Here is a 26,029-nt window from a genome sequence, read left to right as displayed (position 1 = left end):
TCCTGCCAATATTTCTCTATATTAGTAGCTTCTGTTTAGCACAATCAAATTATCACCCATGAAGAAACTGGTATTATTTATAGCCTTAGGTGCATTTATTGCAAGCTGTGGCGGAAAAAAGGAAGAGAAAAAGGATGGCTTTGAAGTAAGTCGTGCCAAAAAAGAAGAAAAAAAAGCGCAGACAAGCGAGGGGGTTCCCGTTGATTTGGACAATGATGGCATAGGCCCTGTTAAAGGCTTTGAATTTCCAAGTGATGTTGATACTGAAATGGCTGCACGCGGAGAAGCAAAGTTCAATTCCATTTGCGTGGCCTGCCATATGGTGGACCAACGTATGATTGGGCCGGCTATGAAAGGTGTTTATGAAAGAAGAAGCCCAGCCTGGGTCATGAACATGATTCTTAATCCCGATGGCATGCTTAAAGAGGACCCCATTGCCAAGGCACTATTAAAAGAGTACAATAATGCCATTATGCTCAACCAAAACCTGACCGAGGAAGAAGCACGTGATGTTGCAGAGTACCTGCGTACGTTGTAAGCTTGTAAAATAATCTATTGAAATGCTGTTGTCTTTTTGGATGGCAGCATTTTTTTTGCTCCAATTCTGTTTTAACCCTAATAAATGTTGAAAAATAGCTCTAAATAGAAAGGTTGACCTAAATCAGTTATTTTTATCTTGTAAGGGTTAAAATCGCCAAATTTTAAAAAGAATGAAGTTATTTCTTTTATTGCTATTACTTCCGTGCTTTGCACTCTCACAGGAGAGTACAGACCAAAAATCGCATTTCATTGCGCTTTATACCATTGGGGAAGGTTGGGATGTAGAAAAAAAACCGCACGAGCAGGAGTATTTTAAAGAGCACTCAAGTTTTCTGTCCAAAATGCGAAAAGAGGAAAAAATTGTGATGGGAGCCCGTTACGCCGATACTGGAATGATTATAGTATTGGCGGATAATCTGGAAGCCGCTAAAAACATGTTAAACCAAGATGTGGCTTTGCAACAAAAGCTTTTTACTGTAGAAATCCATCAATTTAATGCCTTTTATAAAGGTTGTATAGAATAACTATTTATATGAAAAAAAACATATTTTTCGGCCTTATTTTCATTTTGACTTTTAGTATGAACGCACAAAACGAAGAACTTCCCTATTCTCAAATTCCCGATTATCCAGAAGATTATAGCCCCGGCAATGTTGCAGCTCGAATGATCGATGGTCTTGGGTTTAGGTACTATTGGGCAACCGAAGGGTTAACCCAAAAGGATTGGGAGTACAAAGCCTCAAAGGATGGCAGGACCATTATTGAGACCATGAGACACATCTGCGGAATGTCGGAAACCATTAAGAATGCTCCCAATGCCGCACCTAACACAGGCATAGAAGGACTTGCTGATTATTCTTACGAACAACTTCGCAAAAAAACCCTAGAAAATCTTAAAGCTGCAAGTGAATTAATGAAAGGCAAAAAAGCTGAAGACTTTGAGAGTTTTAAGGTCATTTTTCAACGTGGTGAAAAACAATCTATATTCCCGTATTGGAATATGATCAATGGAATGCTTTCGGATTGCATCTATCATTCAGGACAAATTACTATGTTGAGACGTGCATCAGGCAATCCCATCAATCCCAAAGTAAGTGTATTTAATGGACGATTGAGAGAATAACCGAACCTCACCTTATGTAACAAAAAGTTGTTTTCTGCTACCCATAAATAAACAGTCATCCATATGGGCTCAGCCAGTCAACCAATGTTAGTTATAAAAGCCAATCGTGCCTTGTTGCGCAAAAGGCGAAGCTATAGTGATATTCGGGAGGCTTATGAAGGATATGCCAACGACACCCAACTACATTTTAAGGAACTTACCGCCTTTGAACGAAAAAAAATACGGGACAAAATTATTTCCCAAGCAAAAAAAGATCGGGCTCAAGAGATAAGGAATTATCTAGGTGCATTTTTTATTTTATGCCTCTTGATTTTTGGCGTGTATTTAATCTTTTCTAGCTAAAGATTTTTCTACTTGATCTTATCGACCACAACTTTGTAGGTCGGGTCTTCAAGAACGTTCACCTCAATAATGTCCTGGGCATTTTTCAACAGGCGGATGCAGTCTTTGCTCAAGTGCCTTAAATGCACTTTTTTGCCAGCCTTGGCATAGCGCTCAGTGATTTTGTTCAACGCTTCAATACCAGACATATCAGCAACACGGCTTTCCTGAAAATCAATAATTACCTCTTTTGGGTCATTTTGCACGTCAAATTTTTCGGCAAACAAAGTGGTAGACCCAAAGAATAAAGGGCCATAAATTTCATAATGTTTTACACCATCTTCGTCAACATATTTTCTGGCCCTGATGCGTTTTGCATTTTCCCAAGAATAGGCCAAGGCAGAAATAATAACCCCCAATAATACTGCAACGGCAAGGTTATGGGTTATGGCAGTGATCAAGGTCACCAAAACCATAACAATTACATCTGAATTGGGCATTTTTCTAAACGTTTTAAAACTGGCCCATTCAAAAGTTCCAATGGCAACCATAAACATTAACCCTACCAAGGCGGCCATTGGTAGTTGTTCAATAAGGCTACTGCCAAACATAATGAACACCAATAGCATAACTGCTGCGGTAATACCTGAAAGTCTTGCACGTGCTCCAGAAGAGGTATTGATCAAACTCTGCCCGATCATAGCACAACCTCCCATACCTGATAGAAAGCCTGATAATATATTTGCGGTTCCCTGAGCCACACATTCTTTGTTTCCACTACCACGGGTTTCGGTAATCTCGTCAATGATATTCAAGGTCAACAAACTTTCAATAAGTCCAACTCCCGCAACTATTCCCGCATAGGGGATAATGATTAGAAAGGTATCTAGGGTAAAGGGAATTTGAGGAATGGATAAGGGCGGAAATCCACCTTTGATACTTTCACCTTCTTGCATGGTATCCGCCACGGTCAAGGTATCAATACCAAAACCAATAACAATTGCGGAGACTACAACAATGGCCAATAATGAAGATGGAACAGCCTTCGTCAATTTTGGAAAGCCCCAGATAATGACCATGGTCAAAAGTGTGAGGCCCAACATGGTGTACATTGAAGTTCCTGAAAGGAGTTCCTCAGTTCCTTTTTCATAAAAATTGGGAAACTGGGCCATGAAAATGATGATTGCCAAACCATTCACAAACCCAAACATTACAGGGTGTGGAACAAGTCGAATAAATTTTCCCAAGCGCAGTAGCCCAGCTAGAATCTGTATCACCCCAGCAATAATGACCGTGGCAAAGACATAGTTTAAAATGGTAGTGGGCTCAATTCCGGGAAACGTTTTTTTGAGCTCCAAAATCAATCCTACAAAAATAACGGCCACAGCACCGGTTGCCCCTGAGATCATTCCAGGTCGGCCACCCAAAATTGAAGTGACCAACGCCAATACAAAAGCTGCGTATAATCCGGTCAAAGGAGAAAACCCAGGAATCAATGCAAAGGCAATAGCTTCTGGCACCAACGCTAAGGCTACGGTTAAACCGGATAGGACTTCTGTTCTATAATTTACTTTTTGGGAAAAATCAAAAAGGTTGAGATACTTTTTCATCTGTCATACTTGAAGCCGGCAAAAATACTATTATTCCCTCAGCAGACCATAAGTATACTCATTTTTAAGGATTTGCTAATCTTACCAGTCCTTTAGCCCCAATAACTTCTCTCCCAATGGGCTTAATTTTGCAGTTTCGTATTTATCCCTTTCCCAATTTCTAGGGTCGCCCGGAAATGCATATCCCTCTGGCGCAATTCTATTCTTCCATGAATTCACACGCCATTTTCGCAATTCCCCATTTTCTTCCTCCGCTGGCATCATTGAAATGTATTGCGCAATTCGCACCTTATCTTTTGATTTATTGGGTCTGATACCGTGAGGTTCAGTGCTGTTAAAAATCAATAAATCCCCTGCCTCCATTTTCACCTTTACAATTTTATCCTCCAGACCCTCCAAACTGGGTTGAAAATGGTCTCTATCTTCCGGTTGGGTCAATTTCCAGGTATCATAATTACGGTATAACCACGGAATACATTGGAACCCTCCCATATTTTCATCGGTCTGGTCAGCAAGAGCCAATACCCCCTGTACATTTTGTGGACGGGTCTCCGGATCATAATCCCAATGGATGAACCCTTTTTTTTCCACGCCTGGTTGCAATGGAAAGTTCAGATTGGCCCTATCTATGGTCACCCATAGTTTCTCTGTTCCCCAAACATCAACAAAGGCATCATAAACCCTCGGCATTTGTCGGTTGTTCCATAAATGTTGATGGTTATATACCTCTACCATGCCGGTTCCGGTCAATTCTTTCATTTTCATTTCCGCGCGGGGCGGGGCATACCAGGTTTCAGGATCATTCGGGTCTTTCTCATCAAACTCCCAGATAAAATCTGCCGTTGCTTTTGCTTGCTCCTTGGGTATTGCATTTTTAATGACAATGTATCCGTTATGCATCCAAAAATTCCAATCTTCTTCCGAAAGTACCCGTAAAGGTTTTCCATTGGACCTATCATTTAATTTAATTTTACTACTTGTTGCCGTAGATGGATTTCCTGGAATCTCTTCATGCGCCTTATTGGCCATTTCCAGTTTTACTTCTTTGTCCATAATCTTACTCTTTTTGGTTCTCTTCTATAATTCTATGGAATAAAACTATTATGTCTGCAAAAGGTTATCCACCGTAATATTGATATAAATTTGAACTATTTTGATAATAAATATCAAATTTTGTATTTTGAATGATATTTAAGTGAAAATTGAAGGTTCAATTAGAGACCATAGCGCCAAATACCACAAGCCCGTTCCGGCTCTTGCACCTCCCGCGTTTGAATCATCTTTTTTATTGGCATTTTCATCCTGAATATGAACTGGTCTACATTGAAGGCGCCAGTGCCACCAGGCACGTGGGCGATAATATTTCCAACTTTGTAGACAGCGATCTTGTCTTTATCGGGTCCAACATTCCGCATTTGAATTTTGATTATGGGGTACAGACCGACTACATCAAAGAAGTTTTGCATATTAAACCGAAATTTAAGGATCAAGTGCTGGGGGATATCCCCGAACTTGAATCCATTGACACTTTATTTGAAAAATCGAGACATGGTATTGTATTTACCGGAGAAACAAAAAAACGAATTGGGGAACGATTGAAAAAACTCTATCAGCTATCTTCTTTTGACCTTTTTATGGAATCCATTCACATATTGAAAGAACTTGCAAGCAGTGATGAGTATTTTTTACTTCATGAATATCCTTTTATAAATAGGTATAGAAAAAAAGAGCAAGATCGACTAAGGGACATTCACGAATTTGTGGATAAGAACTATCAGCGGAAAATTGCGATTGCGGAAATAGCTGAGAAGTGCAATCTGGGCAAAGAGGCTTTCTGTCGCTATTTTAAAAAGACCACTGGCAATACTTTTACCAATTTTTTAAACCAGTACCGTATAAGTCAGGCCAAAAGGCTATTGTTGATGGGCAAAAATGTTGGTGAAACTTGTTATGATTGCGGGTTTGAGAGTCTTTCGTACTTCAACAGAACTTTTAAAAAGATAAGTGGTGAAAACCCTTCTGATTTTAAAAAGCAGTATTTGGTGAATTTGAAAAAGGTGAAATAGGTTAAACATGGTTCAAAAAAAAACCGCCCCAAGTGAAGTATACTTGAGGCGATTTTTAACTAAATAACCAACCAAAAAACTTGTATGTATTGTCGAACACTATATTCTTTCCTTACTTTTTTCTCATTCTATTAACGTTCATTATGGAATTTTTAACTTTTGAACGCTTTTTATCGGCATTTTTACTCGATTTCAAATATTGTTTATATCCCCTTCCGGTGAACTCATATATTGTTTCGCTGGACACGTGGTACAACTCTATAGTACTATCATTAATAACGTAGAGTTCAAAATAATCATTGCCCAAGAAGTCATAATCCAGTGTTAAAGTTTTGAGCGTAGCATCATTGGCCACATCAAAAACTTCATAATCCCCTTCATAATCCCACTGCAAATTCACAATAGGTGTCCCAGCGCCATCAACAGAAGATCTGAAAAAATCCCCGTTTGTTCCAGCCAAAAACTGAAGGTAGTTTTCATCATCAAACTCATTTATAGCTCCCAATTCACTGGTATAGGTCTTTTCCCATGCATCATATTCCTGCAAAAAGTAGTTAATGTTATCATAGAAAACCATGTCATAATCAAAGTCATTGCTATGGTACCCCCTTAAAACATATGAGGTGTTTGAACGGGAATCATGAAGTTCAAGTGTGCTATTGTTTAAGGCATAAACTTCCAATAACCAAAGACCATCCACATCATGGTTAATTTCAACAGCTGCATTCAATGTTCCATAGGAACCAACATCAATTCCCAAGCCATTTCCGGTTTTTCCTATACCTACCATATTATTGTTGGCATATACTACTCCCCTGTCAAAAGAAACGGTAAATGCTCGTTGTAAAAATGGAACTTCCCCGCTGCCTTTTGTTGCATTGATGTCCACGTACCACAGATCATATGACTCGAGTACCAAAGCCGTATTTAATGGGGACTCTTCTATAAAATCATCTTCAACGATGACTTCCGTATAGCACGAAGAGGCTAAAATTCCTATCAATAAAATTCCTAAGAGTAGTTTTCCATTTCCCATAATCTTGGTTTTTGATTCCCTTAAACTAAACCAAGCACCATGCCAAAAAACGTAACATACTGACATTCAATATATAATGATTCGTCTGATTTATTTTTTAGCTTTGCGGCCTAAAGTCTGTTGATGAACGATAAACTTAGGTTTGGTGTATTGGGAGGAGGTAGTTGGGGAACTGCAATAGTTAAAATGCTCTCTGAAAATTTGGAGCATATTTCTTGGTATATGCGGAATGAATCTGCAATACGGCATTTAAAAGCCGAAGGGCACAACCCAAATTACATCAGTTCAGTCCAATTTGATGTTTCCAAATTTTTGTTGAGCAATGATATCAATGAAGTGGTCAGTTCATCTGACGTTCTCATTTTTGCCATTCCATCTGCCTTTTTGGAAAATGAACTTAAGGGACTTACGGTATCACTTTCAGATAAAATAATTTTCTCTGCTATTAAGGGAATCGTTCCGGAGAGTGGATTAATAGTTGGGGAACACTTCCATGATCACTACCAAATTCCGTTTAAAAATATTGGTGTCTTAACGGGTCCTTGCCATGCTGAGGAAGTAGCCATGGAGCGTTTATCCTATCTTACCATTGCATGTGCCGATGCATCCAAGGCTGAATTGGTGGCAAAAGCGTTGAAAAGCAGTTATATCCGAACAAAAATTTCTGACGATATCATTGGTACCGAATATGCGGCCATGTTAAAGAACATTTATGCCATTGCTGCGGGAATTGCGCATGGTTTGGGATATGGTGATAATTTCCAGAGCGTGTTGATGAGCAATGCCATCCGTGAAATGAAACGGTTTATTGATAAGGTGTACAAAATGAAACGTAACATCAACAACTCTGCTTATTTGGGTGACCTTTTAGTGACCGGCTACTCCACTTTTAGCCGTAACCGTATGTTTGGGAATATGATTGGCAAAGGCTATACGGTAAAAAGCGCCATGATGGAGATGAATATGGTTGCAGAAGGTTATTATGCCACCAAGAGCGCTCATTTATTGCATCAAAAACTGCAAAAAAAATCGAAGACACCCATTATCAATGCGGTATACAATATTCTCTACCAAGATAAAAATCCAAAAAAGGTCTTTAAAAAATTGACGGAAAAGCTGGATTAGGGTTAATTTAAAAGTACCTCGTCTGTAATGCTTTTTCCTCTGGGAATGGAATTGTCCTGAATGTCAATGGTCATGGCATCATAGGATTTTATATAGGCTTTGTTCACAATATAAGATTTATGCACGCGCCTAAAATTGTCGGGCAATTGTTGCAACGTTCCTTTTATGCTTCCGTAACTGGTAATTTTTGATTTATCCACCAGATGATAGGTAACATAATTGCCAAGCCCTTCCACAAAAAGGATATTCTCCGTAGGTACGCGATGGGTTTTTCTGTTGGAACGTATTTCCAATATTTCGTTTTCCAAACCTTCGTTTTTTTCGTTTTCGATGGCCCAAAGCTGAAACAACTTAACCCCAAGAACCAGCAATACCGTTGTATTGATCAACACAATGGCCCTTATCAACATCATAACACTAAACAAACCAGAGCTGGAATCGTTCAATAACAGGTCTTCATAAAAAAGATGGATAAAAACCCGTTGCAATATGCCACCCAATAACAATGTGAGGCCATAACCTATAAAAAAGTTCAAGAACTTTCGCTTCAGCAAAAAACGGGGCAACAAAAAATAGATGGTGACATAAACCGCCAAAATTCGAATTGGAAGCAATACAAATTCCAAATAAAAAGAGGCCAGGTAGCCTTTATCGCCTACCCAAATCAATCCAAACAAAACATAGTACAATACCCAAAAAACAACATGCGTTGCAATCCTTGAGTTGAACAGGTAAAAATTAGTTGTGGATTTCATGATTTTAAGATTCCATACATCATAGTTCAAGGTTCATTCACATAAAAAGTGGCTCTCTACGTATAAATTCTCCCTCAGCTAAAAATAGGCAATCTAATTTTAAAGAAAACTTAAATCCATCATCATGAAATCAAAAAACGGTTTATTCCTCTTAAGTGTTCTTGCCTTATTTTCAACCTTAAATGTCTCATCCCAAATTTTAGGTAGAAGAAGCTCTTGGGAAGCAAAAATAAAAGGTCCAGAAGGGGGGCTTCCCGGAGCAAAGGTTGTTTCCATTAACAATAATTCACCATTGGAGAAAGCTGGGTTTTTGGCCAATGACATCATCATTGAAGTAGACGGAAAACATATCACAGATGATGAAGTCTGGACTGAAGTCTCTTATGGGTTAAGAGCCAATAAACCTACAAAAATAAAAGCAGTACGGAATGCTGAGATGGTTGAAGTCACGGTCCAGTTTAATGCTTTGGAAAAGGAAAAACATGCTGGGTTGGACACCTACTATGAGGAAATAACCAGTCCATACGGAATCACCCAAAGAATCATCATTACCAAACCCAAAAAGGCAGGAAAACAACCTGCCATAGTATTAATTGGAGGATTGAGCTGCTCCAGTATTGAAACGTATCCGGGCAGGAAAGGAAATTGGGTACAGACGATAAAAGATCTCGTCGAAAAATCAGGGATGGTGGTGATGCGGATTGAAAAGCCCGGAGTTGGTGATAGTGATGGGGATTGCAGTCAATCCGATTTTAAAACGGACGTGGAAGGCTTCCGTACTGCAATACAAAAATTGAAGACGAAACCTTATGTGGATACTTCCAAAATTGTAGTTTATGGTTCGAGTATGGGTAGTGCCCTTGCCCCATTGTTTGCCAATGAATTTGATCTGGCCGGGGTTATCTCAGATGGAACCTTCTTTAAGACTTGGTTTGAACATTTGCTGGAAATTGAACGTCGCATGCTTGGGTTTAAGGGTAATACCGAATCGGAAATTGTGGAAAAAATGAACAAGTACTATATTCCTTTATATTATGGCATGCTCATTCAAAAAAAGACCTATCAAGAAGTGGTTGACGAATACCCAGCCCTAGCAGATTACAATTATCACTCGGCAGCCCACATGTATGGAAGACCAACAGCTTACTATCAACAATTGCAAGATTTTGATTTGGCAGGACAATGGGAGAAACTAAAAGTCCCTATTCGAATTTTGCGTGGCACCAACGATTGGATCATGTCTTCTTTTGACAATAACATGATTATCGATGTTTTGAAAAGAAATGGACACCAAGACCATCTTTTATATGAATATCCAGGTTTGGATCACTGGAACACCATACATGAAACTCCTAAAAACTCCTTTGAAGGCAAACCAGGCAAATGGGATGAGGGTACCATCAACATAGTCATAAAATGGGCCCAAGAAATGGTAGGGTTAAAACCCTAATTACGTTCTAGGGAAAAGTTGGAGTGGGACGCTATTTCTTCCTTTAATTTTTCCCTAAAAGCATTGATTTCATCATCACTGTAGCCATATGTTTTTTTGAATTCCTCCAAAACTGGTTCCATATAATTACGTACACTGTCGATATCAAAGTATAACATTCCGGTTCTTCGGATGAAAAAATCCATAGGATTGAGTGCCATTTCGTGGCTAATTGTGAACAGTGCTTCAGCGCATATTAATTTAACCTTGGCATCCGCCCCGTTCAATGACGCATAGTTTTCCAAAATCACTTCCACTTGCTTTCCATAAGTGGTAACCAGATACCAGGCATCATACTCTGTGAATCTATCGTCCTTTAAGCGATTAAAAACTTCATCAATGTACTTTTTAACGTGTTTGTATTTTTTAAAATCGCTTCCACAAAGTGGGATTTTATCCGTAGTGCATTCAGGGAATTGGACTCCATAATCTTCCTCCATGGACTTTACTATGCGATTGACCACTCTTTCGGCCATTTTACGATATCCCGTAAGTTTACCTCCAGCTATGCTCACAAGGCCTGTGTCCGAGGTGAAAATTTCATCTTTTCTGGAAAGTTCGGATGCCGATTTCCCTTCTTCATGAATCAAAGGGCGTAATCCTGCCCATGAAGAAATGATGTCATCCATTTCCAGATTGATCGAAGGAAACATATTGTTCACTGCTGAAATCAAGTAGATAGCATCGGCCAAATCGGTTTTGATGTTGTCCTTATCCAGGTTAAAATTTGTGTCTGTTGTGCCCACATAGGTAACCTTTCCCCTTGGAATGGCGAACATCATTCGTCCATCGGGAATGTCAAAGTAGACGGATTGTTTCACTGGAAGTTTTTCCTTTGGAAAGACCAAATGTACCCCTTTGGTCAAGTGTAACCGTTTTCCTTTTTTGGAATTGTTCAAACTCCGAAGTTCATCAACCCAGGGCCCAGCAGCACTTATAACATATTTGGATTTTATATTGAACTCTTTGCCAGAAACCTCATCCCTGACCCTAACACCGGCCACTTTTTCATTTTCATAAATGAAGCCCACCACTTTTGCATAGTTTAATGCCTTAGCTCCAAATTGCAAGCTGGTTTTTATGTTCTCAATGGTCAATCTGGCATCATCGGTTCTGTATTCTGCATAATACCCAGCACCGTTCAGTATTTTTTTGGGTAAAAGAGGTTCCAGTTTCATAGCCTCTTTTTTTTCCAACATCTGACGTTTATCATCTCCTGAAACCTGAGCAAGGATATCATAGACCTTCAAGCCAATTGAAGTTAACCACTTGCCATAAGAACCACCTTCTATCAAGGGTAGCAACATTTTCTCTGGCGAGACCAAATGAGGTGCCAATTTGTGCACAATGGCTCTTTCATATCCGACTTCTTTTACCAGCCAAAAATCAAATTGTTTTAAATATCTGAGTCCTCCGTGAATCAATTTGGTTGATTTGCTACTGGTTCCGGATGCGAAGTCATCTTTCTCCAACAACACGACGTTCATTCCTCTTGAAGCGGCATCCAAAGCAATACCTCCACCTGTAATCCCCCCGCCAATTACGATAAGGTCATGTGCTACTTCTGTAACTTTTTGAATGGTTTCTTTTCGATCTAGGTTGGAAAATCCAATATACTTTTTCATATGCATTATAGCCAATTAAAACAAGTTACACAAAAAGAAAGCATTTACGGAGGATTTTAAATTAAGGTTGTATCAAATCTATTTGGCAAACTCGTATTCCCGCTCTACCAAACACACCCTTACCTTATACCAAGAATACCACTCCTTAACACCTTTGCGTTGAGCCACCAGATGACCCATATTGGCTTTCCAATTGGCAATGGCCTCCAAGCTGTCCCAATAGCTCACTGAAATACCAATGCCATCGCGAGCACTTTCAAAATCTATAAATCCAGGCTGCTGGCGGGCAAGTTCTTCCATTTTATCCGCCATTTGTCCGTAGCCATTATCCCCTTCAGTTCGGGTATTGGTAAAAATTACGGCGTAGTAAGGTTTTCGCAGTTCCATTATTCTATGTATTGCTTTTCCAAAAAATAATTTACAAGTGCCTCTTTCATTAAAACCGATTGCTCTCCAGCTTTTAATGGCGGCAACGGTTCCTTTATTTTATAATGTGGCCAACCATCCTCATCAAAAAAATCGAAATCATAATACCCATATGGCTCCAATAACCTACAAATGGCTATGTGCATCAAATTCACTTTTTCATCCTTTTTAAAGCTGCTATGAAGTTTCCCCAGTTCCTGAACCCCTACCAAATAAATAATCCCATCAATTTCCAAAGGGTCACCATCAGAAAACTGACTGGACAATTTCTCAACCAGCAACTCCCATCTTTCCTTAAGTTTTTCGTCTCTTGACATCTGCTTTTTTAGAAGTTCTAAAGGTACAAATCAATATCCTATATTTGTTAAAAACCAGCTTATGAGCTTTTTGGATATTGTTATTGGAATACTCTTGGTTTGGGGGCTTTTTAAAGGATTAAAAAATGGCCTTTTTGTGGAAATTGCTTCGCTAGTGGCCCTTATCGCAGGTATATATGGAGCCATTCATTTTTCCTACATTGCTGGTAATTACCTTGCTGAGAACCTAAATTGGAGTGAGCAATACCTAAAAATAACTTCTTTCCTTATTACCTTTTTTATCATTGTGCTACTGGTACATTTTGCCGGAAAATTTCTGACCAAGATTGCGGACTTTGCCATGTTGGGATTGCTGAACAAAATCGCAGGGGGGCTTTTTGGTGCGCTTAAGGTTGCCATTATCGTTGGCGCTCTATTGGTTTTCTTTGATCGTCTAACTTCCACGTTTAATTTTATCAATGAGGATACCAAAAAGGAATCCATCTTCTATGAACCTGTAAAAGAAATTGGGGCATTTGTCTTTAGCCTAGTGCTTGAGGACAAGAACGAGGACCTCAATACCCAAGAAAATTGACATTTCAATAAAAGGTATGTTTTTACCGATAAACTGAAACTCGAAAATAAGGGGGATTAGCCCTTTTTGCCCTTTTTTTGCAGCTTAACGGATTAATATGCAATCCCATGGAAATTTTTGGCCTCCAAAGCATCTCCCTCTAGTTTAGCCTTCTGGAACACTTGGAATTCTTAGAACAAATTCCAAAAAATATCATCTGAAAATGAACAAATTGTACTCCGCCTTTTTAGCGTTGGCACTAATCTTTTCGCTAGGTGCTTGTAGTAAGACATCCGATAGCGAAGAAGAAAAATTGGCTGAAGCTCTTCTAGGGAACGAAAAAGTCAACATTGATCCTGAAAAAATGGAAGACGAATTGCTCAATCTGGTGAATGACCATAGGGCCTCCATTGGATTGACCAAGCTTCAAACCAGCGATTCATCCTATAAATATGCCCAGGAGCACAACGATTATATGATTTCAAAAAATAAGTTGAGCCATGATAATTTTCAATCCCGTGCCTCAAAAATAGCGCTGGAAATCAATGCGGTCAATGTAGGTGAAAATGTAGCTAGATATTACTCCACCGCAGAACTTACTTTACAGGGTTGGTTAGATAGTTCTTCACACAAAGAAACACTTGAAGGCACTTATACCCATACCACTTTAAGTATACAGCTGGACAAAAATGGAAAAGCATATTTTACACAGATTTTCATGAAGGTGGATTGATCTGTGTCCTATATATTTTTCTTAGTTTATAGAAAGGACCTGTACAATTACAGGTCTTTTTTGTTAAACACTGGCACTGCCATAGGTTTTTTTATACCTTTCCTGAAAATGTTTAACAATGGCAATACAAGCTCCTTTTAATCTTAACAAATGGATTGAAGAGAACCGGGATACACTAAAACCTCCGGTGGGCAATAAAAATCTTTATAAAGATGCAGGGGACTACATTGTTATGATAGTGGCCGGTCCCAATGCTCGTAAAGATTATCATTATAATGAAACCGAAGAACTTTTTTACCAGTTGGAAGGCAATATAGAGGTTCATATTCAAGAAGATGGACAAAAGAAAACAATGCAACTAGGACCCGGAGATATGTATCTGCACCCTGCCAAAGTTCCACATTCCCCTGTCCGTCATGATGGGTCTATTGGACTAGTTGTGGAACGAAAAAGAGCGGACATGAATGTTGATGACGGGCTACTTTGGTTTTGTGATCATTGCAACCACAAACTATACGAAGCCTATTTTACATTACATGATATTGAAAAAGATTTTTTAAGCCATTTTGAGCATTTTTATGGTTCCGAAGAACTGCGCACCTGTGATAATTGCGGGACTGTAATGCCTGTTGATGAACGATTTATTGCAAAAGATTGATTTATGCTTATAGTTGCCAAAATTTTTATCGTACTGGTCGCTGTTCTACATTTCTATTTTTTATGGCTGGAAATGTTCGCTTGGACCACAAAGGCCAAAAAAGTGTTTCGCAAGTTTCCAGAAGATTTGTTTGAGCCCACCAAAACTTTGGCGGCCAATCAAGGACTTTACAATGGCTTTTTAGCCGCGGGTCTTATTTGGTCCCTGTTGATTCAAGATTCACAATGGCAAATGTATGTGGCCTTGTTCTTTTTAAGTTGTGTGGCCATAGCTGGTATTTACGGAGCGCTTACAGCATCCAAAAAGATATTTATGGTCCAGGCACTTCCCGCACTCCTAGGAATTGTACTATTACTTTTATCTCATTTCCTTTAAAAATCTTAGTTTCGCTCTCTCGTATTATTCGTAGTTTTGAAAAAATATAACAATTCACGCTTAAAAAGTTATAAATGTCAAATACAGCAGCAGCCTTTGGGATGGCTGAAGCCCTAAAACAACTTGGGCTAACAGAAATAAATGATGGAACCTCTACAGGTTCAAAGAACTTCGGTTCAGGTGATATAATCGAATCCTATTCTCCGGTTGACGGGGCACTGATAGGGAAGGTCAAAACCACCACAAAAGCAGATTATGAAAAGGTTATGGATGCCGCTACCTCTGCTTTTACAGAGTGGCGTTTGATGCCAGCTCCCCAAAGAGGAGAAATCGTTCGACAGTTTGGCGAAAAACTCCGTGAGCTAAAAGAACCTCTTGGAAAATTGGTTTCCTATGAGATGGGAAAATCGTATCAAGAAGGTTTGGGCGAAGTTCAGGAAATGATAGATATCTGCGATTTTGCTGTTGGCCTCTCAAGACAATTGCACGGTTTGACCATGCATTCGGAAAGGCCTGGACATCGCATGTACGAACAATACCATCCTTTAGGAATTGTAGGTATCATCTCTGCTTTTAATTTCCCAGTTGCCGTATGGGCATGGAATACAGCCCTTGCCTGGGTTTGTGGAGATGTCTGTGTTTGGAAACCTTCGGAAAAAACTCCAATGTGCGGAGTTGCATGTCAAAATATCATAGCACAAGTTTTAAAGGACAATAATCTTCCGGAAGGAATTTCTTGCCTGATCAATGGCGACTATAAAGTTGGTGAACTCATGACCAATGATAGTAGGGTTCCTTTGGTTTCAGCTACAGGTTCTATCCGAATGGGAAAAATTGTAGCCCAAGCGGTAGCAGCAAGATTAGGGAAGTCCCTGTTGGAATTGGGTGGGAACAACGCTATCATAGTCACACCCGATGCAGATATTAAAATGACCGTGATAGGTGCTGTCTTTGGAGCTGTGGGTACGGCCGGACAACGTTGCACCTCGACACGTAGATTGATTATTCATGAATCTATATATGACAAGGTAAAAGATGCCATTACCGATGCCTATAAACAAATAAGGATTGGAAATCCTCTGGATGAGAACAACCACGTTGGTCCATTGATCGATACGGATGCAGTTAGCATGTACCAAAGTGCATTGGAAGAGGCCAAAGCCGAAGGCGGTAAAATTTTAGTTGAAGGCGGTGTATTGGAAGGTGATGGTTATGAAAGTGGTTGTTACGTGAAACCCGCAATCGTTGAGGCCAATAATTCCTTTAAAATTGTTCAGGAAGAGACCTTTGCCCCTATTCTTTATCTATTAAAGTATTCTGGTGATGTTGAAAATGCCATTGCACAACAAAATGGGGTGGTACAAGGATTGTCCTCAGCAATTATGACTACCAGTCTTAGGGAAGCTGAAAGATTTTTATCCGCTTCAGGAAGTGATTGTGGTATAGCCAATGTAAACATCGGAACCTCCGGTGCAGAAATTGGTGGAGCCTTTGGTGGCGAAAAAGAAACTGGAGGAGGTCGCGAAAGTGGTTCTGATGCATGGAAGGTGTATATGCGAAGACAGACCAATACCATAAATTATACTACAGAACTACCGTTGGCTCAGGGCATAAAGTTTGATCTGTAAAAATGAAAAGGCCGCCTATTTTTTCAGAACATTGAAATAGGCGGTCTCCCAAAATAACCAACTAAACTAACTCAAATATAAATTTAAACCCTATTTCAATGCCGGAACTTCGTCGGGAGAAATAGGGTTCCTTACCTAATATATAGCGCTAAGATCAGCATATTTGCACTCCTAGCTAAATACAATATTACCATTGGTCATAAAAAGTGTATGATTGGCTTTTTTTGGTACATTTTCTGTTTTCAAAAAGTATGTTTAGATAGCTATCCATATATCTAAACACCTCACATTCTTTAGGTTAAATACGGAATTTTAGCATTTTTTTAATATTTTGGTGTTATTATAAACACTTAATCGTTACTAATGACAACAAAGACTTCCTATCTGTTAGGGATACTTGCCACAATCGTTATTGGTACGTTGCTCTACCAAAAATTTTGCGCCAGTTGTATACTTGTTCAAAACCCAGCAGATCCTGAGCAAGAAAAAATACAGGAAACAAGTCCTGCCAAATCCCTGATTTCAACATTCTCCGTTAATGATGGAGCATACGGCTATGAGGTCAATGACAATTTTGATTTCTATCTTTCAAGCCCTTCTTTTATCATGCCCATTTCAAATGAGATAAAGGATGGTATTTCAAGTCTAAAGAACCATCTAAGTTCCCATCCTGAAAAACGAATTACCCTTACCGGTTTTTATACTGAAGCTGAAGAGAACAATACCCCATATGAAAACTTGGGATTGGCCCGGGCAAACTCTGTGAAAAACCATCTTGCCCTAAGCGGTATTTCCACCTCCCAAATTAATACTTCAGGTAAATTGATGCAAAATATGGCATCTGAGAAGGGCATTCTGTTTGGACCCATTTTATATACTATTTCTGATTCTATTCCAGAACAGCAATAATCGTAAACTAAACATTCAACCTCTAAACTATACAAAATGAATCTTGAAAATTTAAATATCTGGTGTTGGATTATCCCCGCATTGGTCGGAATTATTACTGGAATTCTTGGCTACCTTATAGGAAAGGGGTCAAATACATCAATAACGAGCAATGCGGCAAATTTAAATGCTCTTGAAACAGAAAATGCAAAGCTGAAAACAGAGCTTGAAAATTGTACCAAGAAACTCTCTGCGGCGGCCACCTCACCGAAAACCAAAGTCACCCCGTCTTCATTGGCAGCATCAAAGCCAGCCACTGACTCTTTTGATGCCGAGGCTGCAAAGGCAGCGTTTGGAAAAAAAATAAAAGAAAACGATCTCAAAATAGTTGAGGGTATCGGTCCAAAAATTGAAGGCCTGTTCCATAACTTCGGAATTAAAACATGGAAAGACCTATCTGAAACCTCCACCATCAAATGTCAACAGGTCCTAGACTCCGGAGGAAGCCGATACCGCATTCATGACCCGGCTTCATGGCCTATGCAGGCCAAAATGGCGTATAAAGGACAGTGGAAAGAACTGGTCAAATGGCAAGACATACATAAGTCAGGAAAGTACTAACCTGTAAAATGAAAATGACAAAGAAGTTGACCAAAAAGGTCAGCTTCTTTATAACATACCATTGGCCTCTACCCATTTAAACTTGTACTGGTCCTCTCCAAATTGCATTCGTCCCGCAATTCTTTCAAGCCTCTCGGGGAGATTCATAAGGTAATCACGTGCTTTTTCCGCTTGTTCAGAAAGTCCGTTTAAGTTTCCAATGTCCCAGTAACCGTTCAGCTTTTGCAAAATATCAATATAATCTTGCGCCGTATAAACCCCAAGGCGTTGTGCACAGTTTGAGAATTGCTCAAATGCAACTCCAATACTTTCTCCAGATTCCCTTAAAAAGTGTGCCGGCATTACAATTTTTCTCTTCATCATATCGGCAAAGGCCTCGATCATTCCGTTGGGATCCTGTCCTAAAATGGTCTTCACAAATTCTCGATACGCCAAATGGTGCCTCATCTCATCACCGGCTATTATGGAACACATTTTTCCCAACAAGGTATTTCCTTTTTGTTTGGCCATTTTACCAACCCGCTTGTGCGAAATATATGTTGCCAATTCCTGAAAGGAAGTATATACAAAGTTTTTATATGGATCTCTATCCGTGCCAATATCAAATCCATCCGCAATTAAATGTTGCGTAGTAATTTCTACTTCCCTCATATTTACCCTGCCCGATAAATAAAGGTATTTATTGAGCACATCACCATGCCTGTTTTCTTCTGCGGTCCATGCTCTTACCCATTTGCTCCAGCCGTTTTCACGTCCATCATGTTGATCAATCCCTTCAACATCCATCAACCATGATTCATAGGTTGGCAATGCTTCCTCGGTTATGGTATCTGCCACAAGTGTGACCCAAAAATCATATCCCAACTCTTTGGCTTCTTCCCTTATTTGCTCTATCTCAGTAAAAAAATCATCACTTTGGGAGTCTGGTAAAAAATCGCTTGGTTGCCATATTTTTTCTATAGGAACAAGGAATGAATCCATAAAGCCCTGTACCTGAGGTTCAATCGCCTGCATCACCTCCAAGCGGACATTTTTTAACGCCATAAATTATTTTTTGCAAAGGTCTTTATTAATATTCGATAATCTAGTGGATTGTTTTAGTTTCTTCCCTTTTCTTTTGGGTAGAAAGTATGAACCGGGTCACTTTGCCAAAACTCCTTGGTTTCCACATCCATTGCAGTCAATGCTCCCATAAAAGCAGCCCCAGTATCAACATTCCAAACATTAGCTCCCTTTTGTGGTGCTACTACCTCTTTTTTAGATATCGGAGTATGTCCAATGAATATCTCCTTGTAATGAATCAACCTTTTAGGGAAATCTTTGTGGTTGATTGATAGCGTAGGGTCCAATGCTCTCGCCAATTCCCACAACGTACGGTCCCAATAGAAAAGTTGGTCAAAATATTCATATTCGACTCCATTTAAATTGGTGTACCCTGCATGAAGGTAAAGTCTATTGTCACTATCCAAAAAATAGTTTTCCAGTCCTGCGTAAAACTCCAAATGGCCCTTCCAATTTTCTCTTTTATCCTTGAGATATGAATCTCTGGTTGCCATACCCCCATGGGCCAACCATTGCGGATTTTCCTTTTTGGTCAACAACCATTCCCTGCAAAGTTCATCATGGTTTCCACGGATAAAAGTACACTTGTATTCTTCTTTTAATTGAATTAAAAAATCAACGGTCTCAACAGCAGTGCTCCACCCATCCACATAATCTCCTAAAAAAATTAGATGGTCTTCCTGTTTAACATTCGCGCGGAGCAACAGCTGCTCCAATGCTTTTAATCCGGAATGCACATCACCAATAACTAATGTTCGCATGGTAAATTTTTCGCAATGATACATACAAACCAACTTATTCAAGAAAAATTAATGTAAAGTTTTGGTATTATCCACAGGTGTTTGCTCAATAAAAAACAGATAACTTTTGGTTGCTGGATGATTTTCTGTGTACATTGTAATACTGTATTTATAGTATGAAGAAGGTTTTTTGTGTTGGGGAACTGCTCATAGACTTTGTGGCAGAAAAACAGGGAAGCGATCTTTCCAGAGCAACTGAATTTACCAAAAAAGCTGGAGGTGCACCCGCCAATGTTGCCTGCGCAATAGCAAAACTTGGAGGAAAAGGGGTTTTTGTGGGAAGTGTAGGCAAAGATCCTTTTGGGAGTTTTTTATTGGACACACTTAAAAAAGAAGGTGTCGATATTTCTTTGACACAAGTTTGTGACACATTTACCACGCTGGCCTTTGTTTCTTTAGCAGAAGATGGCGAGCGTGACTTTGTTTTTAGCAGAGGTGCGGATAAGGAACTAAGCTACGACCCACTGGTTAGAAAAACTTTTCAGGGAAATCTTTTGCATTTAGGTGCCGCCACAGCCCTTTTAGGAGGTTTTTTGGAAAAAGCATACAGCAAATATTTTTTTGATGGACTTATGAAGGAAATGTTCATAAGCTTTGACCCCAATTTTAGGGTTGATCTATGGAAAAATAACCAACAACAGTTTATTAAAAAATGCATGCCTTTCATTGAAAAATCCCATTTGTGCAAATTCAGCCTTGAAGAGGCGCAATTGCTTTCCGGGAAAACCGATCTTGATGAAGCTTGCGATTTTTTTCATGAAATGGGCGCTAAAATTATAACAGTCACCCTTGGCGGGAAAGGCACTTTGTTGAGTGTTGAAAATTTCAGGGAAATTGTGCCCAGCACAAAAGTAAAACCCATTGACACCACAGGTGCCGGTGATGCATTTATTGGATGTTTGTTATATCAAATTGCTAACCTGGATAACTTCGATAAAGCGCTAGAAGATTATCAATTACTGATAAAAATGGTGGAAACAGCCAACAAAGCAGGAGCCATTACTACAACCAATTATGGGGCCATTCCCGCTTTGCCAACCAAAGCCCAGCTTGAGACCCCATGAACCAGGCAACAGCACATAGACTGATTTCCTCAACAGTGGAAGAAAAAAACCCCGGGAATCTTTTTGACCTTAGGTTTTATGCCAATCTGGGTTATGTGCAACATCTGTTTTATTCGTTGTATCCGGAAGAAAAATATAAAGCTGTATTCCAGGACTTACTTTCCCTACTTCCAAAGCTATTTGCATCAAGACCGGAAGAATTAAAATTTCAGGATTTACAGAGACTTTCTGATGGAAATTGGTATCAATCTGAACAAATGGTAGGCATGCAACTTTATGTTGAGCATTTCAACAAAAACCTGAAAGGACTAAAAGAAAAGCTCCCTTACCTTAAAGATCTGGGCATAAATTTTCTTCATCTCATGCCAATTTCTCCGCGACCAAAAGGGGAGAACGATGGAGGTTATGCCGTAAACAGCTATCATGGTGTAGATAAAAAATATGGCACAACAAAAGAGCTTTTGTCCCTTACAAAAGAATTAAGGAAACAAGATATGTTTCTGATGTTGGATTTTGTGGTAAACCATACCTCCGATGAATTTTCTTGGGCAAAAAAGGCCAAAGCCGGAAATAAAAAGTATCAGGAGTACTATTATACCTTCAGTGATGATACTATTCCCAAAGAATATGAAAAATGCATGCCCGAGGTCTTCCCCGAAACTTCTCCAGGAAACTTCACCTATGATCTAGAAATGAATAGATGGGTCATGACAGTATTTAATAGCTATCAATGGGACCTAAATTATACCAATCCCGAAGTTTTTCTGGAAATGCTGACCAATCTGGTCAAAATGATTAATCAGGGAGTAGATGTGGTTCGTTTTGATGCCCTCGCTTTTTTATGGAAAAAAATGGGAACCATTTCCCAGAACCTTCCAGAGTCCCATACTTTGATTTCCTTGTTCAGAATGTGCCTTCAAATAATTGCCCCTGGAACAATATTCTTGGCCGAAGCAATTGTAGCTCCAACAGAAATTGTAAAATATTTTGGAGAGGATTTTGGCGCTGGAAATGAATGTGAGATTGCTTACAACGCATCTTTAATGGCTCTTCTGTGGAATTCCATTGCCACTAAAAAAACGGGGTTACTTTATGAGAGTCTTACCAATATCCCCAACAAACCTCAAGATTGTACGTGGATAAACTATATCCGTTGCCATGATGATATTGGTTTGGGTTATGAAAATGACTTTATTAAAAAGATGGGATGGGACCCACAACAGCACCGTACATTTTTATTGGACTATTACTGTCAAAATCTGGATTGGTCCCCTGCAACGGGCATGCTGTTTATGTACAATCCAAAAACTGGAGATGGAAGAATAACGGGTAGTGCTGCCTCGCTTTTGGGATTGGAAAAAGGAATTTCCTCAAAAAACGGGGAGCTTATTGAAGAAGCTGTTTCAAAAATTATACTGCTTCATGGCATTGTACTGGCCTACGGAGGTATTCCCATGATCTATGCAGGGGATGAGATTGGCACTTTAAATGATTATTCCTTTCAAGAGGATGCTGACAAAAAGGGCGATAGCAGATGGGTGAACAGGCCTAAACAGGATTGGAACATGATTTCAAACCTTGATGATAAAAAACTGCCCCAGTCCAAAATATTCCATACTCTTAAAAAGTTGATTGCCATACGGAGAAAAAATTCTGTTTTTGCGGATCAAAACAATTTGGTCATTCACCACACGGGCAACAATCATGTTTTTGCTTTTGAAAGAACTGGCGAAAATGATGGTTTATTGGTCCTATGTAATTTTGATGAAAAACAGCAAGTAGTGGAATCTAGTTGGATGATGAAATTGGGTTATTTTACCAAAGGTGAACCAAAAGATTTGGTTTCGGGAAAGAAAGTTGCCTTTAATAGTGGTTTGTTCACCTTAAGTCCTTATCAAGTTTTATGGTTGAAAAGGGACTAATTGTATCTCACTTTTCTGAGCACCCTTAAAGACTCCTTCAAAGATGCATACACCTTTTTATTGCTTGCCTTTAAAATTGGTCGCGCCAATTCCATTTGTTCTTTTGCCTCCTCAAATCCGTTTAGGTAACATATAAGGTATGTTGCGGGTAAGTGGGCAAGATCTATTTCTTCCGCTTTACTTAAAGTAATTTGTTTTTCAACCTTTTGTAAAAGTGAATTGTTTGAGTTCAATACGTGGTGAAGTGTCTTTTTATCGTATTGCGGAGGTTCAAAAATCAATTCGTTGTTAATGGTATAATTTCCATTTTCAGAAAACGTAATGACCATCTCTTCCAAAGGATAGTACTTTTGCTGAGCGCCCAAACCAAGTTGTACAAATTCCAAAGTGGTAAAAGAATCTTCATCATAGGTAATGGTAATCTCATCCAAAGCGGAATAAAAAAGTTTTACCTGCTCATTGATCAATTCAATATCTACCCTAGAATAGTAGGTTTTGTTTTTAATGGTTTTTTTGTTTCCTGCCCAACAGACCACAAATTGTTCTTTAAAAACTTTATAATCACTTGTTAAATCTGCATGCCTGTTATTGATAAAGTCAATCACTCCATCCAGTGTCAATTCAATATTGTTGCGGGCGTGCTGTTCAATGGTGGCAACGATCTCCGAATTTATATCCCTTAACTCAATATCGAACGCTTTGGGCAGGCTAATACTTCCTTCCCTAAAAAATACCGCCCCTCCATAATACTTCCATATATTTTTTCTGAGGGCACACACTTTACCATTAGATCTAATGGTCACCAGCCCAACAACCTTCCCTTCGGGAAGATGTGGAAAGGGTATGTTTTCATAAGAAATTAACGGTGGATTGTCCAGATAGGCGTTGACCAAATTTTGGATTTTACTATCATCAAAAAAATCGACCCCAACAATTTCATTATCGGCATCCTCAACCCCTATAACAATGAAAGAATTGTTTTTTGGATTACTATTTGCGAGTGCGCAAACGTGCTTTAAAAATTTGGCCTTCCCTTCCTTTTCACCTATTGATATAAATCTTTTTTTGTCATAAAAACTGTTCTCATCATTATGCGCTAAAAGATTTTTTACCAGTAGGCGTTTATTGATCATAGTTCTTTCTTCACAATGGTACTGCTGGCTTGTGCGGTGGGCATAACAACCAAATCGGCAATGTTAACATGATAGGGACGGGTGATGGCAAAATATATAATATCGGCAATATCTTCTGGTTTTAGGGGCTGATATCCTTGATACACTTTTTCGGCCTTATTGGAATCTCCCTTAAAGCGAACATCACTGAATTCAGTTTCCACTAAACCAGGATTAATTGCTCCTACTCGTATCCCATGTGCATTCAGGTCCAAGCGCATTCCTTGGTTAATCGCATCCACCGCATGCTTGCTGGCACAATACACATTCCCTTTGGGGTATACCTCTTTTCCCGCTGTGGAGCCAATATTGATAATATGCCCAGATTTCCGTTTCACCATTTGCGGAACTATTGCTTTTGAAACATACAATAGCCCTTTAACATTAATATCCAACATCGCATCCCAATCGTCCATACTCCCTTCATCAATGGTGTCAAGTCCGTGGGCATTTCCTGCATTATTGATCAAGATGTCAATTTTAGAAAATGGGATGGGCAATGATTCAACAGCTTTGAACACAACTTTCTTGTCCCTAACATCAAAATTTAGGGTGTGAACTTCGGTAAGGCTCCCAAGTTGTTGCTGTAATTCATCCAATCGTTCCTGTCGCCGTCCGCACAGCACCAAGAAAAATCCATGTTTGGCCAACAACTCCGCAGTAGCTTTTCCTATGCCGCTCGTTGCGCCCGTAATCAGTACTGTAATTTTATTTTCCATTTTGTTGTATTCTAAGGCATCGTCTATCTCTAACCAGCCTTCAAAAATTCAAGTCAATTTACCAATGAATCTCCTTAATAAATATCTGCATATTCCAATAAAACCACCTCGCCCTAAATTCAGTGGTGCATTGAATCAATTATTTTATTTATAGGAAATTTTATCCCAACTTACTCAGATTATGCCTCCAGCTATAATTCTAGAATATTTATCTGTATTTTGCATTAGGAGTGAAAGTATAAAATTAAACCCTTAAATCCTTCACAAAACTGGGGCTTCAGCGTTTTTTTTAACCATTAATTAACAGACGGATTTTAAATAAATTTTCATTTTGCACTTCTAGAAAAAAACTAACATTAACATTTAACGATAAAAGTTAATATGGAAGAAAACACTACTATTGATATTAGTGCTGTGAATGAAAAAATTGAAAAGGAAAGTGCTTTTATTGATTTGCTTACCCACGAAATGAACAAGGCCATTGTAGGTCAAAAACATATGGTGGAACGGTTGCTGATCGGTCTTTTGGGCCAAGGCCATATTCTTCTTGAAGGTGTTCCTGGGCTTGCAAAGACCTTAGCAATAAACACTTTGGCAAAAGCAGTAAAAGGTAGTTTCAGCAGAATACAATTTACTCCTGACCTTTTACCCGCAGATGTTGTGGGTACATTGATCTACAACATAAAAGAAAATGATTTTTCCATTAAAAAGGGACCCATCTTTGCAAATTTTGTGTTGGCAGATGAGATAAACAGGGCCCCCGCCAAAGTACAATCCGCGCTACTTGAAGCCATGCAGGAAAAGCAAGTGACCATTGGAGATGAAACGTTTAAATTGGCACCTCCTTTCTTGGTAATGGCCACCCAAAATCCGGTAGAACAAGAAGGGACCTATCCATTACCTGAAGCACAGGTTGACCGTTTTATGCTAAAAACGGTTATAGATTACCCTAAACTAAATGAGGAGCAGCTTATTATAAGACAAAATCTAAAAGGTGCAACCGAACCGGTAAAACCTGTAGTGACCCTAAAGCAGATATTGAGTGCGCAACAAGCCGTACGTGAGGTCTACATGGATGAAAAAATAGAAAAATACATCTTGGATTTGGTGTTCGCTACCCGATATCCGGAAAAATATAATCTTGAAAATCTTAAACCCCTAATCAGCTTTGGTGCCTCCCCAAGGGGAAGTATCAATTTAGCAAGTGCCTCCAAATGCTATGCATTCATTAAACGAAGGGGATATGTTGTTCCTGAAGATGTTAGAGCCGTTGTTCATGACGTGTTAAGGCATCGTATTGGGATAACCTATGAGGCCGAAGCTGAGAACATCACTTCTGAGGAAATCATTAACAAGATTGTCAACGAGGTAGAAGTACCTTAAAAAGTTGATATTTGGCAT

28 protein-coding genes are annotated in these 26,029 nt (G+C 39.2%); 17 read left to right on the top strand and 11 right to left on the bottom strand.

The window, feature by feature from the left end; translation table 11 throughout:
* Positions 1–58: 58 nt before the first annotated feature.
* From ACOQO1_RS15220 to ACOQO1_RS15205, 4 genes are all read left to right on the top strand, one after another.
* Positions 59–538, top strand: coding sequence for a c-type cytochrome (locus ACOQO1_RS15220; RefSeq protein ID WP_420603737.1), 480 nt, complete (start codon positions 59–61; stop codon positions 536–538).
* Between the two features lie 172 nt (positions 539–710).
* Entirely contained in the window at positions 711–1,064 is a 354-nt protein-coding gene (locus tag ACOQO1_RS15215; RefSeq protein ID WP_420603736.1) for a YciI family protein, read from the top strand.
* 8 nt (positions 1,065–1,072) lie between these two features.
* A complete protein-coding gene (locus ACOQO1_RS15210) occupies positions 1,073–1,663 on the top strand; it encodes a DinB family protein (protein WP_420603735.1) in 591 nt (196 codons plus the stop codon).
* 84 nt (positions 1,664–1,747) lie between these two features.
* Positions 1,748–2,005: a hypothetical protein gene (locus ACOQO1_RS15205; RefSeq protein WP_420603734.1), complete on the top strand. Its 258-nt coding sequence runs from the start codon at positions 1,748–1,750 to the stop codon at positions 2,003–2,005.
* A gap of 8 nt (positions 2,006–2,013) precedes the next feature.
* On the opposite strand, the gene ACOQO1_RS15200 is transcribed toward ACOQO1_RS15205, so the two are convergent.
* Complete coding sequence (locus tag ACOQO1_RS15200; RefSeq protein WP_420603733.1) at positions 2,014–3,594, bottom strand: SulP family inorganic anion transporter; 1,581 nt, start codon at positions 3,592–3,594, stop codon at positions 2,014–2,016.
* An 81-nt stretch (positions 3,595–3,675) separates the two neighbouring features.
* The gene (locus ACOQO1_RS15195; protein ID WP_420603732.1) at positions 3,676–4,647 is read right to left on the bottom strand and encodes a phytanoyl-CoA dioxygenase family protein; all 972 of its coding nucleotides are present in this window, start codon (positions 4,645–4,647) and stop codon (positions 3,676–3,678) included.
* A gap of 218 nt (positions 4,648–4,865) precedes the next feature.
* Between ACOQO1_RS15195 and ACOQO1_RS15190 the strand changes: the two genes are divergently transcribed.
* Positions 4,866–5,660 (top strand): helix-turn-helix domain-containing protein, encoded by a 795-nt coding sequence (locus ACOQO1_RS15190; RefSeq protein ID WP_420603731.1) that lies wholly within the window; start codon positions 4,866–4,868, stop codon positions 5,658–5,660.
* A gap of 112 nt (positions 5,661–5,772) precedes the next feature.
* Here the strand turns inward: ACOQO1_RS15190 and ACOQO1_RS15185 are convergent, their stop codons facing one another.
* Complete coding sequence (locus ACOQO1_RS15185) at positions 5,773–6,696, bottom strand: nicotinic acid mononucleotide adenyltransferase (protein ID WP_420603730.1); 924 nt, start codon at positions 6,694–6,696, stop codon at positions 5,773–5,775.
* A 123-nt stretch (positions 6,697–6,819) separates the two neighbouring features.
* On the opposite strand from ACOQO1_RS15185, the gene ACOQO1_RS15180 reads away from it, so the two are divergent.
* Positions 6,820–7,821, top strand: coding sequence for an NAD(P)H-dependent glycerol-3-phosphate dehydrogenase (locus ACOQO1_RS15180; RefSeq protein ID WP_420603729.1), 1,002 nt, complete (start codon positions 6,820–6,822; stop codon positions 7,819–7,821).
* 2 nt (positions 7,822–7,823) lie between these two features.
* On the opposite strand, the gene ACOQO1_RS15175 is transcribed toward ACOQO1_RS15180, so the two are convergent.
* Positions 7,824–8,576 (bottom strand): LytR/AlgR family response regulator transcription factor, encoded by a 753-nt coding sequence (locus ACOQO1_RS15175; RefSeq protein WP_420603728.1) that lies wholly within the window; start codon positions 8,574–8,576, stop codon positions 7,824–7,826.
* 124 nt (positions 8,577–8,700) lie between these two features.
* Here ACOQO1_RS15175 and ACOQO1_RS15170 point away from each other — a divergent pair, with 124 nt between their 5' ends.
* Positions 8,701–10,026: a PDZ domain-containing protein gene (locus ACOQO1_RS15170; protein WP_420603727.1), complete on the top strand. Its 1,326-nt coding sequence runs from the start codon at positions 8,701–8,703 to the stop codon at positions 10,024–10,026.
* On the opposite strand, the gene ACOQO1_RS15165 is transcribed toward ACOQO1_RS15170, so the two are convergent.
* The 3 genes from ACOQO1_RS15165 to ACOQO1_RS15155 form a co-directional block, all read right to left on the bottom strand.
* The gene (locus ACOQO1_RS15165) at positions 10,023–11,690 is read right to left on the bottom strand and encodes a glycerol-3-phosphate dehydrogenase/oxidase (RefSeq protein ID WP_420603726.1); all 1,668 of its coding nucleotides are present in this window, start codon (positions 11,688–11,690) and stop codon (positions 10,023–10,025) included. The genes ACOQO1_RS15170 and ACOQO1_RS15165 overlap by 4 nt on opposite strands.
* A gap of 78 nt (positions 11,691–11,768) precedes the next feature.
* Positions 11,769–12,077 (bottom strand): antibiotic biosynthesis monooxygenase family protein, encoded by a 309-nt coding sequence (locus tag ACOQO1_RS15160; RefSeq protein ID WP_420603725.1) that lies wholly within the window; start codon positions 12,075–12,077, stop codon positions 11,769–11,771.
* Positions 12,077–12,433, bottom strand: a complete 357-nt coding sequence (locus tag ACOQO1_RS15155; RefSeq protein ID WP_420603724.1) for a hypothetical protein — start codon at positions 12,431–12,433, stop codon at positions 12,077–12,079. The genes ACOQO1_RS15160 and ACOQO1_RS15155 overlap by 1 nt, the downstream gene beginning before the upstream one ends.
* A gap of 61 nt (positions 12,434–12,494) precedes the next feature.
* On the opposite strand from ACOQO1_RS15155, the gene ACOQO1_RS15150 reads away from it, so the two are divergent.
* From ACOQO1_RS15150 to ACOQO1_RS15120, 7 genes are all read left to right on the top strand, one after another.
* Positions 12,495–13,007, top strand: a complete 513-nt coding sequence (locus tag ACOQO1_RS15150) for a CvpA family protein (RefSeq protein ID WP_420603723.1) — start codon at positions 12,495–12,497, stop codon at positions 13,005–13,007.
* Between the two features lie 202 nt (positions 13,008–13,209).
* Complete coding sequence (locus tag ACOQO1_RS15145; RefSeq protein ID WP_420603722.1) at positions 13,210–13,719, top strand: CAP domain-containing protein; 510 nt, start codon at positions 13,210–13,212, stop codon at positions 13,717–13,719.
* Positions 13,720–13,837: 118 nt separating this feature from the next.
* Positions 13,838–14,377, top strand: a complete 540-nt coding sequence (locus ACOQO1_RS15140) for a 3-hydroxyanthranilate 3,4-dioxygenase (RefSeq protein ID WP_420603721.1) — start codon at positions 13,838–13,840, stop codon at positions 14,375–14,377.
* Between the two features lie 3 nt (positions 14,378–14,380).
* Complete coding sequence (locus tag ACOQO1_RS15135) at positions 14,381–14,752, top strand: DUF1304 domain-containing protein (RefSeq protein WP_420603720.1); 372 nt, start codon at positions 14,381–14,383, stop codon at positions 14,750–14,752.
* A 74-nt stretch (positions 14,753–14,826) separates the two neighbouring features.
* The gene (locus tag ACOQO1_RS15130; protein WP_420603719.1) at positions 14,827–16,380 is read left to right on the top strand and encodes an aldehyde dehydrogenase family protein; all 1,554 of its coding nucleotides are present in this window, start codon (positions 14,827–14,829) and stop codon (positions 16,378–16,380) included.
* Positions 16,381–16,743: 363 nt separating this feature from the next.
* Positions 16,744–17,289: an OmpA family protein gene (locus tag ACOQO1_RS15125; RefSeq protein WP_420603718.1), complete on the top strand. Its 546-nt coding sequence runs from the start codon at positions 16,744–16,746 to the stop codon at positions 17,287–17,289.
* A gap of 36 nt (positions 17,290–17,325) precedes the next feature.
* Complete coding sequence (locus ACOQO1_RS15120; protein ID WP_420603717.1) at positions 17,326–17,889, top strand: hypothetical protein; 564 nt, start codon at positions 17,326–17,328, stop codon at positions 17,887–17,889.
* Between the two features lie 48 nt (positions 17,890–17,937).
* Here the strand turns inward: ACOQO1_RS15120 and ACOQO1_RS15115 are convergent, their stop codons facing one another.
* Together ACOQO1_RS15115 and ACOQO1_RS15110 are read right to left on the bottom strand one after the other, a co-directional pair.
* Positions 17,938–18,933: an acyl-ACP desaturase gene (locus tag ACOQO1_RS15115; RefSeq protein ID WP_420603716.1), complete on the bottom strand. Its 996-nt coding sequence runs from the start codon at positions 18,931–18,933 to the stop codon at positions 17,938–17,940.
* A gap of 53 nt (positions 18,934–18,986) precedes the next feature.
* Complete coding sequence (locus tag ACOQO1_RS15110; RefSeq protein ID WP_420603715.1) at positions 18,987–19,712, bottom strand: metallophosphoesterase family protein; 726 nt, start codon at positions 19,710–19,712, stop codon at positions 18,987–18,989.
* 155 nt (positions 19,713–19,867) lie between these two features.
* Here ACOQO1_RS15110 and ACOQO1_RS15105 point away from each other — a divergent pair, with 155 nt between their 5' ends.
* Complete coding sequence (locus ACOQO1_RS15105; protein WP_420603714.1) at positions 19,868–20,815, top strand: carbohydrate kinase family protein; 948 nt, start codon at positions 19,868–19,870, stop codon at positions 20,813–20,815.
* The gene (locus ACOQO1_RS15100; RefSeq protein ID WP_420603713.1) at positions 20,812–22,737 is read left to right on the top strand and encodes an alpha-amylase family glycosyl hydrolase; all 1,926 of its coding nucleotides are present in this window, start codon (positions 20,812–20,814) and stop codon (positions 22,735–22,737) included. The genes ACOQO1_RS15105 and ACOQO1_RS15100 overlap by 4 nt, the downstream gene beginning before the upstream one ends.
* Here the strand turns inward: ACOQO1_RS15100 and ACOQO1_RS15095 are convergent.
* Entirely contained in the window at positions 22,734–23,870 is a 1,137-nt protein-coding gene (locus ACOQO1_RS15095; protein WP_420603712.1) for an ATP-binding protein, read from the bottom strand. The two genes, ACOQO1_RS15100 and ACOQO1_RS15095, sit on opposite strands and share 4 nt — an antisense overlap.
* Positions 23,867–24,628, bottom strand: a complete 762-nt coding sequence (locus tag ACOQO1_RS15090; protein WP_420603711.1) for an SDR family NAD(P)-dependent oxidoreductase — start codon at positions 24,626–24,628, stop codon at positions 23,867–23,869. Before ACOQO1_RS15090 ends, ACOQO1_RS15095 begins: the two co-directional genes overlap by 4 nt.
* A 381-nt stretch (positions 24,629–25,009) precedes the next feature.
* Here ACOQO1_RS15090 and ACOQO1_RS15085 point away from each other — a divergent pair, with 381 nt between their 5' ends.
* Positions 25,010–26,011, top strand: coding sequence for an AAA family ATPase (locus tag ACOQO1_RS15085; protein WP_420603710.1), 1,002 nt, complete (start codon positions 25,010–25,012; stop codon positions 26,009–26,011).
* The last annotated feature ends 18 nt before the right edge of the window (positions 26,012–26,029 follow it).

The organism is Flagellimonas sp. (assembly GCF_965222555.1).
Lineage (GTDB): Bacteria > Bacteroidota > Bacteroidia > Flavobacteriales > Flavobacteriaceae > Flagellimonas.
Note: the sequence above shows the minus strand (reverse complement) of the source record. Positions and strands in the feature narration are given on the sequence as shown.

What these genes read in the sequence shown, in the direction of transcription:
- ACOQO1_RS15150 (WP_420603723.1), top strand. Translation starts at nt 12,495, where the DNA reads ATGAGCTTTTTGGATATTGTTATTGGAATACTCTTGGTTTGGGGGCTT.
- ACOQO1_RS15215 (WP_420603736.1), top strand. Translation starts at nt 711, where the DNA reads ATGAAGTTATTTCTTTTATTGCTATTACTTCCGTGCTTTGCACTCTCA.
- ACOQO1_RS15130 (WP_420603719.1), top strand. Translation starts at nt 14,827, where the DNA reads ATGTCAAATACAGCAGCAGCCTTTGGGATGGCTGAAGCCCTAAAACAA.
- ACOQO1_RS15180 (WP_420603729.1), top strand. Translation starts at nt 6,820, where the DNA reads ATGAACGATAAACTTAGGTTTGGTGTATTGGGAGGAGGTAGTTGGGGA.
- ACOQO1_RS15085 (WP_420603710.1), top strand. Translation starts at nt 25,010, where the DNA reads ATGGAAGAAAACACTACTATTGATATTAGTGCTGTGAATGAAAAAATT.
- ACOQO1_RS15090 (WP_420603711.1), bottom strand. Translation starts at nt 24,628, where the DNA reads ATGGAAAATAAAATTACAGTACTGATTACGGGCGCAACGAGCGGCATA.
- ACOQO1_RS15110 (WP_420603715.1), bottom strand. Translation starts at nt 19,712, where the DNA reads ATGCGAACATTAGTTATTGGTGATGTGCATTCCGGATTAAAAGCATTG.
- ACOQO1_RS15175 (WP_420603728.1), bottom strand. Translation starts at nt 8,576, where the DNA reads ATGAAATCCACAACTAATTTTTACCTGTTCAACTCAAGGATTGCAACG.
- ACOQO1_RS15155 (WP_420603724.1), bottom strand. Translation starts at nt 12,433, where the DNA reads ATGTCAAGAGACGAAAAACTTAAGGAAAGATGGGAGTTGCTGGTTGAG.
- ACOQO1_RS15195 (WP_420603732.1), bottom strand. Translation starts at nt 4,647, where the DNA reads ATGGACAAAGAAGTAAAACTGGAAATGGCCAATAAGGCGCATGAAGAG.
- ACOQO1_RS15220 (WP_420603737.1), top strand. Translation starts at nt 59, where the DNA reads ATGAAGAAACTGGTATTATTTATAGCCTTAGGTGCATTTATTGCAAGC.
- ACOQO1_RS15115 (WP_420603716.1), bottom strand. Translation starts at nt 18,933, where the DNA reads ATGGCGTTAAAAAATGTCCGCTTGGAGGTGATGCAGGCGATTGAACCT.
- ACOQO1_RS15100 (WP_420603713.1), top strand. Translation starts at nt 20,812, where the DNA reads ATGAACCAGGCAACAGCACATAGACTGATTTCCTCAACAGTGGAAGAA.
- ACOQO1_RS15205 (WP_420603734.1), top strand. Translation starts at nt 1,748, where the DNA reads ATGTTAGTTATAAAAGCCAATCGTGCCTTGTTGCGCAAAAGGCGAAGC.
- ACOQO1_RS15135 (WP_420603720.1), top strand. Translation starts at nt 14,381, where the DNA reads ATGCTTATAGTTGCCAAAATTTTTATCGTACTGGTCGCTGTTCTACAT.
- ACOQO1_RS15170 (WP_420603727.1), top strand. Translation starts at nt 8,701, where the DNA reads ATGAAATCAAAAAACGGTTTATTCCTCTTAAGTGTTCTTGCCTTATTT.
- ACOQO1_RS15120 (WP_420603717.1), top strand. Translation starts at nt 17,326, where the DNA reads ATGAATCTTGAAAATTTAAATATCTGGTGTTGGATTATCCCCGCATTG.
- ACOQO1_RS15210 (WP_420603735.1), top strand. Translation starts at nt 1,073, where the DNA reads ATGAAAAAAAACATATTTTTCGGCCTTATTTTCATTTTGACTTTTAGT.
- ACOQO1_RS15145 (WP_420603722.1), top strand. Translation starts at nt 13,210, where the DNA reads ATGAACAAATTGTACTCCGCCTTTTTAGCGTTGGCACTAATCTTTTCG.
- ACOQO1_RS15185 (WP_420603730.1), bottom strand. Translation starts at nt 6,696, where the DNA reads ATGGGAAATGGAAAACTACTCTTAGGAATTTTATTGATAGGAATTTTA.
- ACOQO1_RS15105 (WP_420603714.1), top strand. Translation starts at nt 19,868, where the DNA reads ATGAAGAAGGTTTTTTGTGTTGGGGAACTGCTCATAGACTTTGTGGCA.
- ACOQO1_RS15095 (WP_420603712.1), bottom strand. Translation starts at nt 23,870, where the DNA reads ATGATCAATAAACGCCTACTGGTAAAAAATCTTTTAGCGCATAATGAT.
- ACOQO1_RS15140 (WP_420603721.1), top strand. Translation starts at nt 13,838, where the DNA reads ATGGCAATACAAGCTCCTTTTAATCTTAACAAATGGATTGAAGAGAAC.
- ACOQO1_RS15160 (WP_420603725.1), bottom strand. Translation starts at nt 12,077, where the DNA reads ATGGAACTGCGAAAACCTTACTACGCCGTAATTTTTACCAATACCCGA.
- ACOQO1_RS15165 (WP_420603726.1), bottom strand. Translation starts at nt 11,690, where the DNA reads ATGAAAAAGTATATTGGATTTTCCAACCTAGATCGAAAAGAAACCATT.
- ACOQO1_RS15200 (WP_420603733.1), bottom strand. Translation starts at nt 3,594, where the DNA reads ATGAAAAAGTATCTCAACCTTTTTGATTTTTCCCAAAAAGTAAATTAT.
- ACOQO1_RS15125 (WP_420603718.1), top strand. Translation starts at nt 16,744, where the DNA reads ATGACAACAAAGACTTCCTATCTGTTAGGGATACTTGCCACAATCGTT.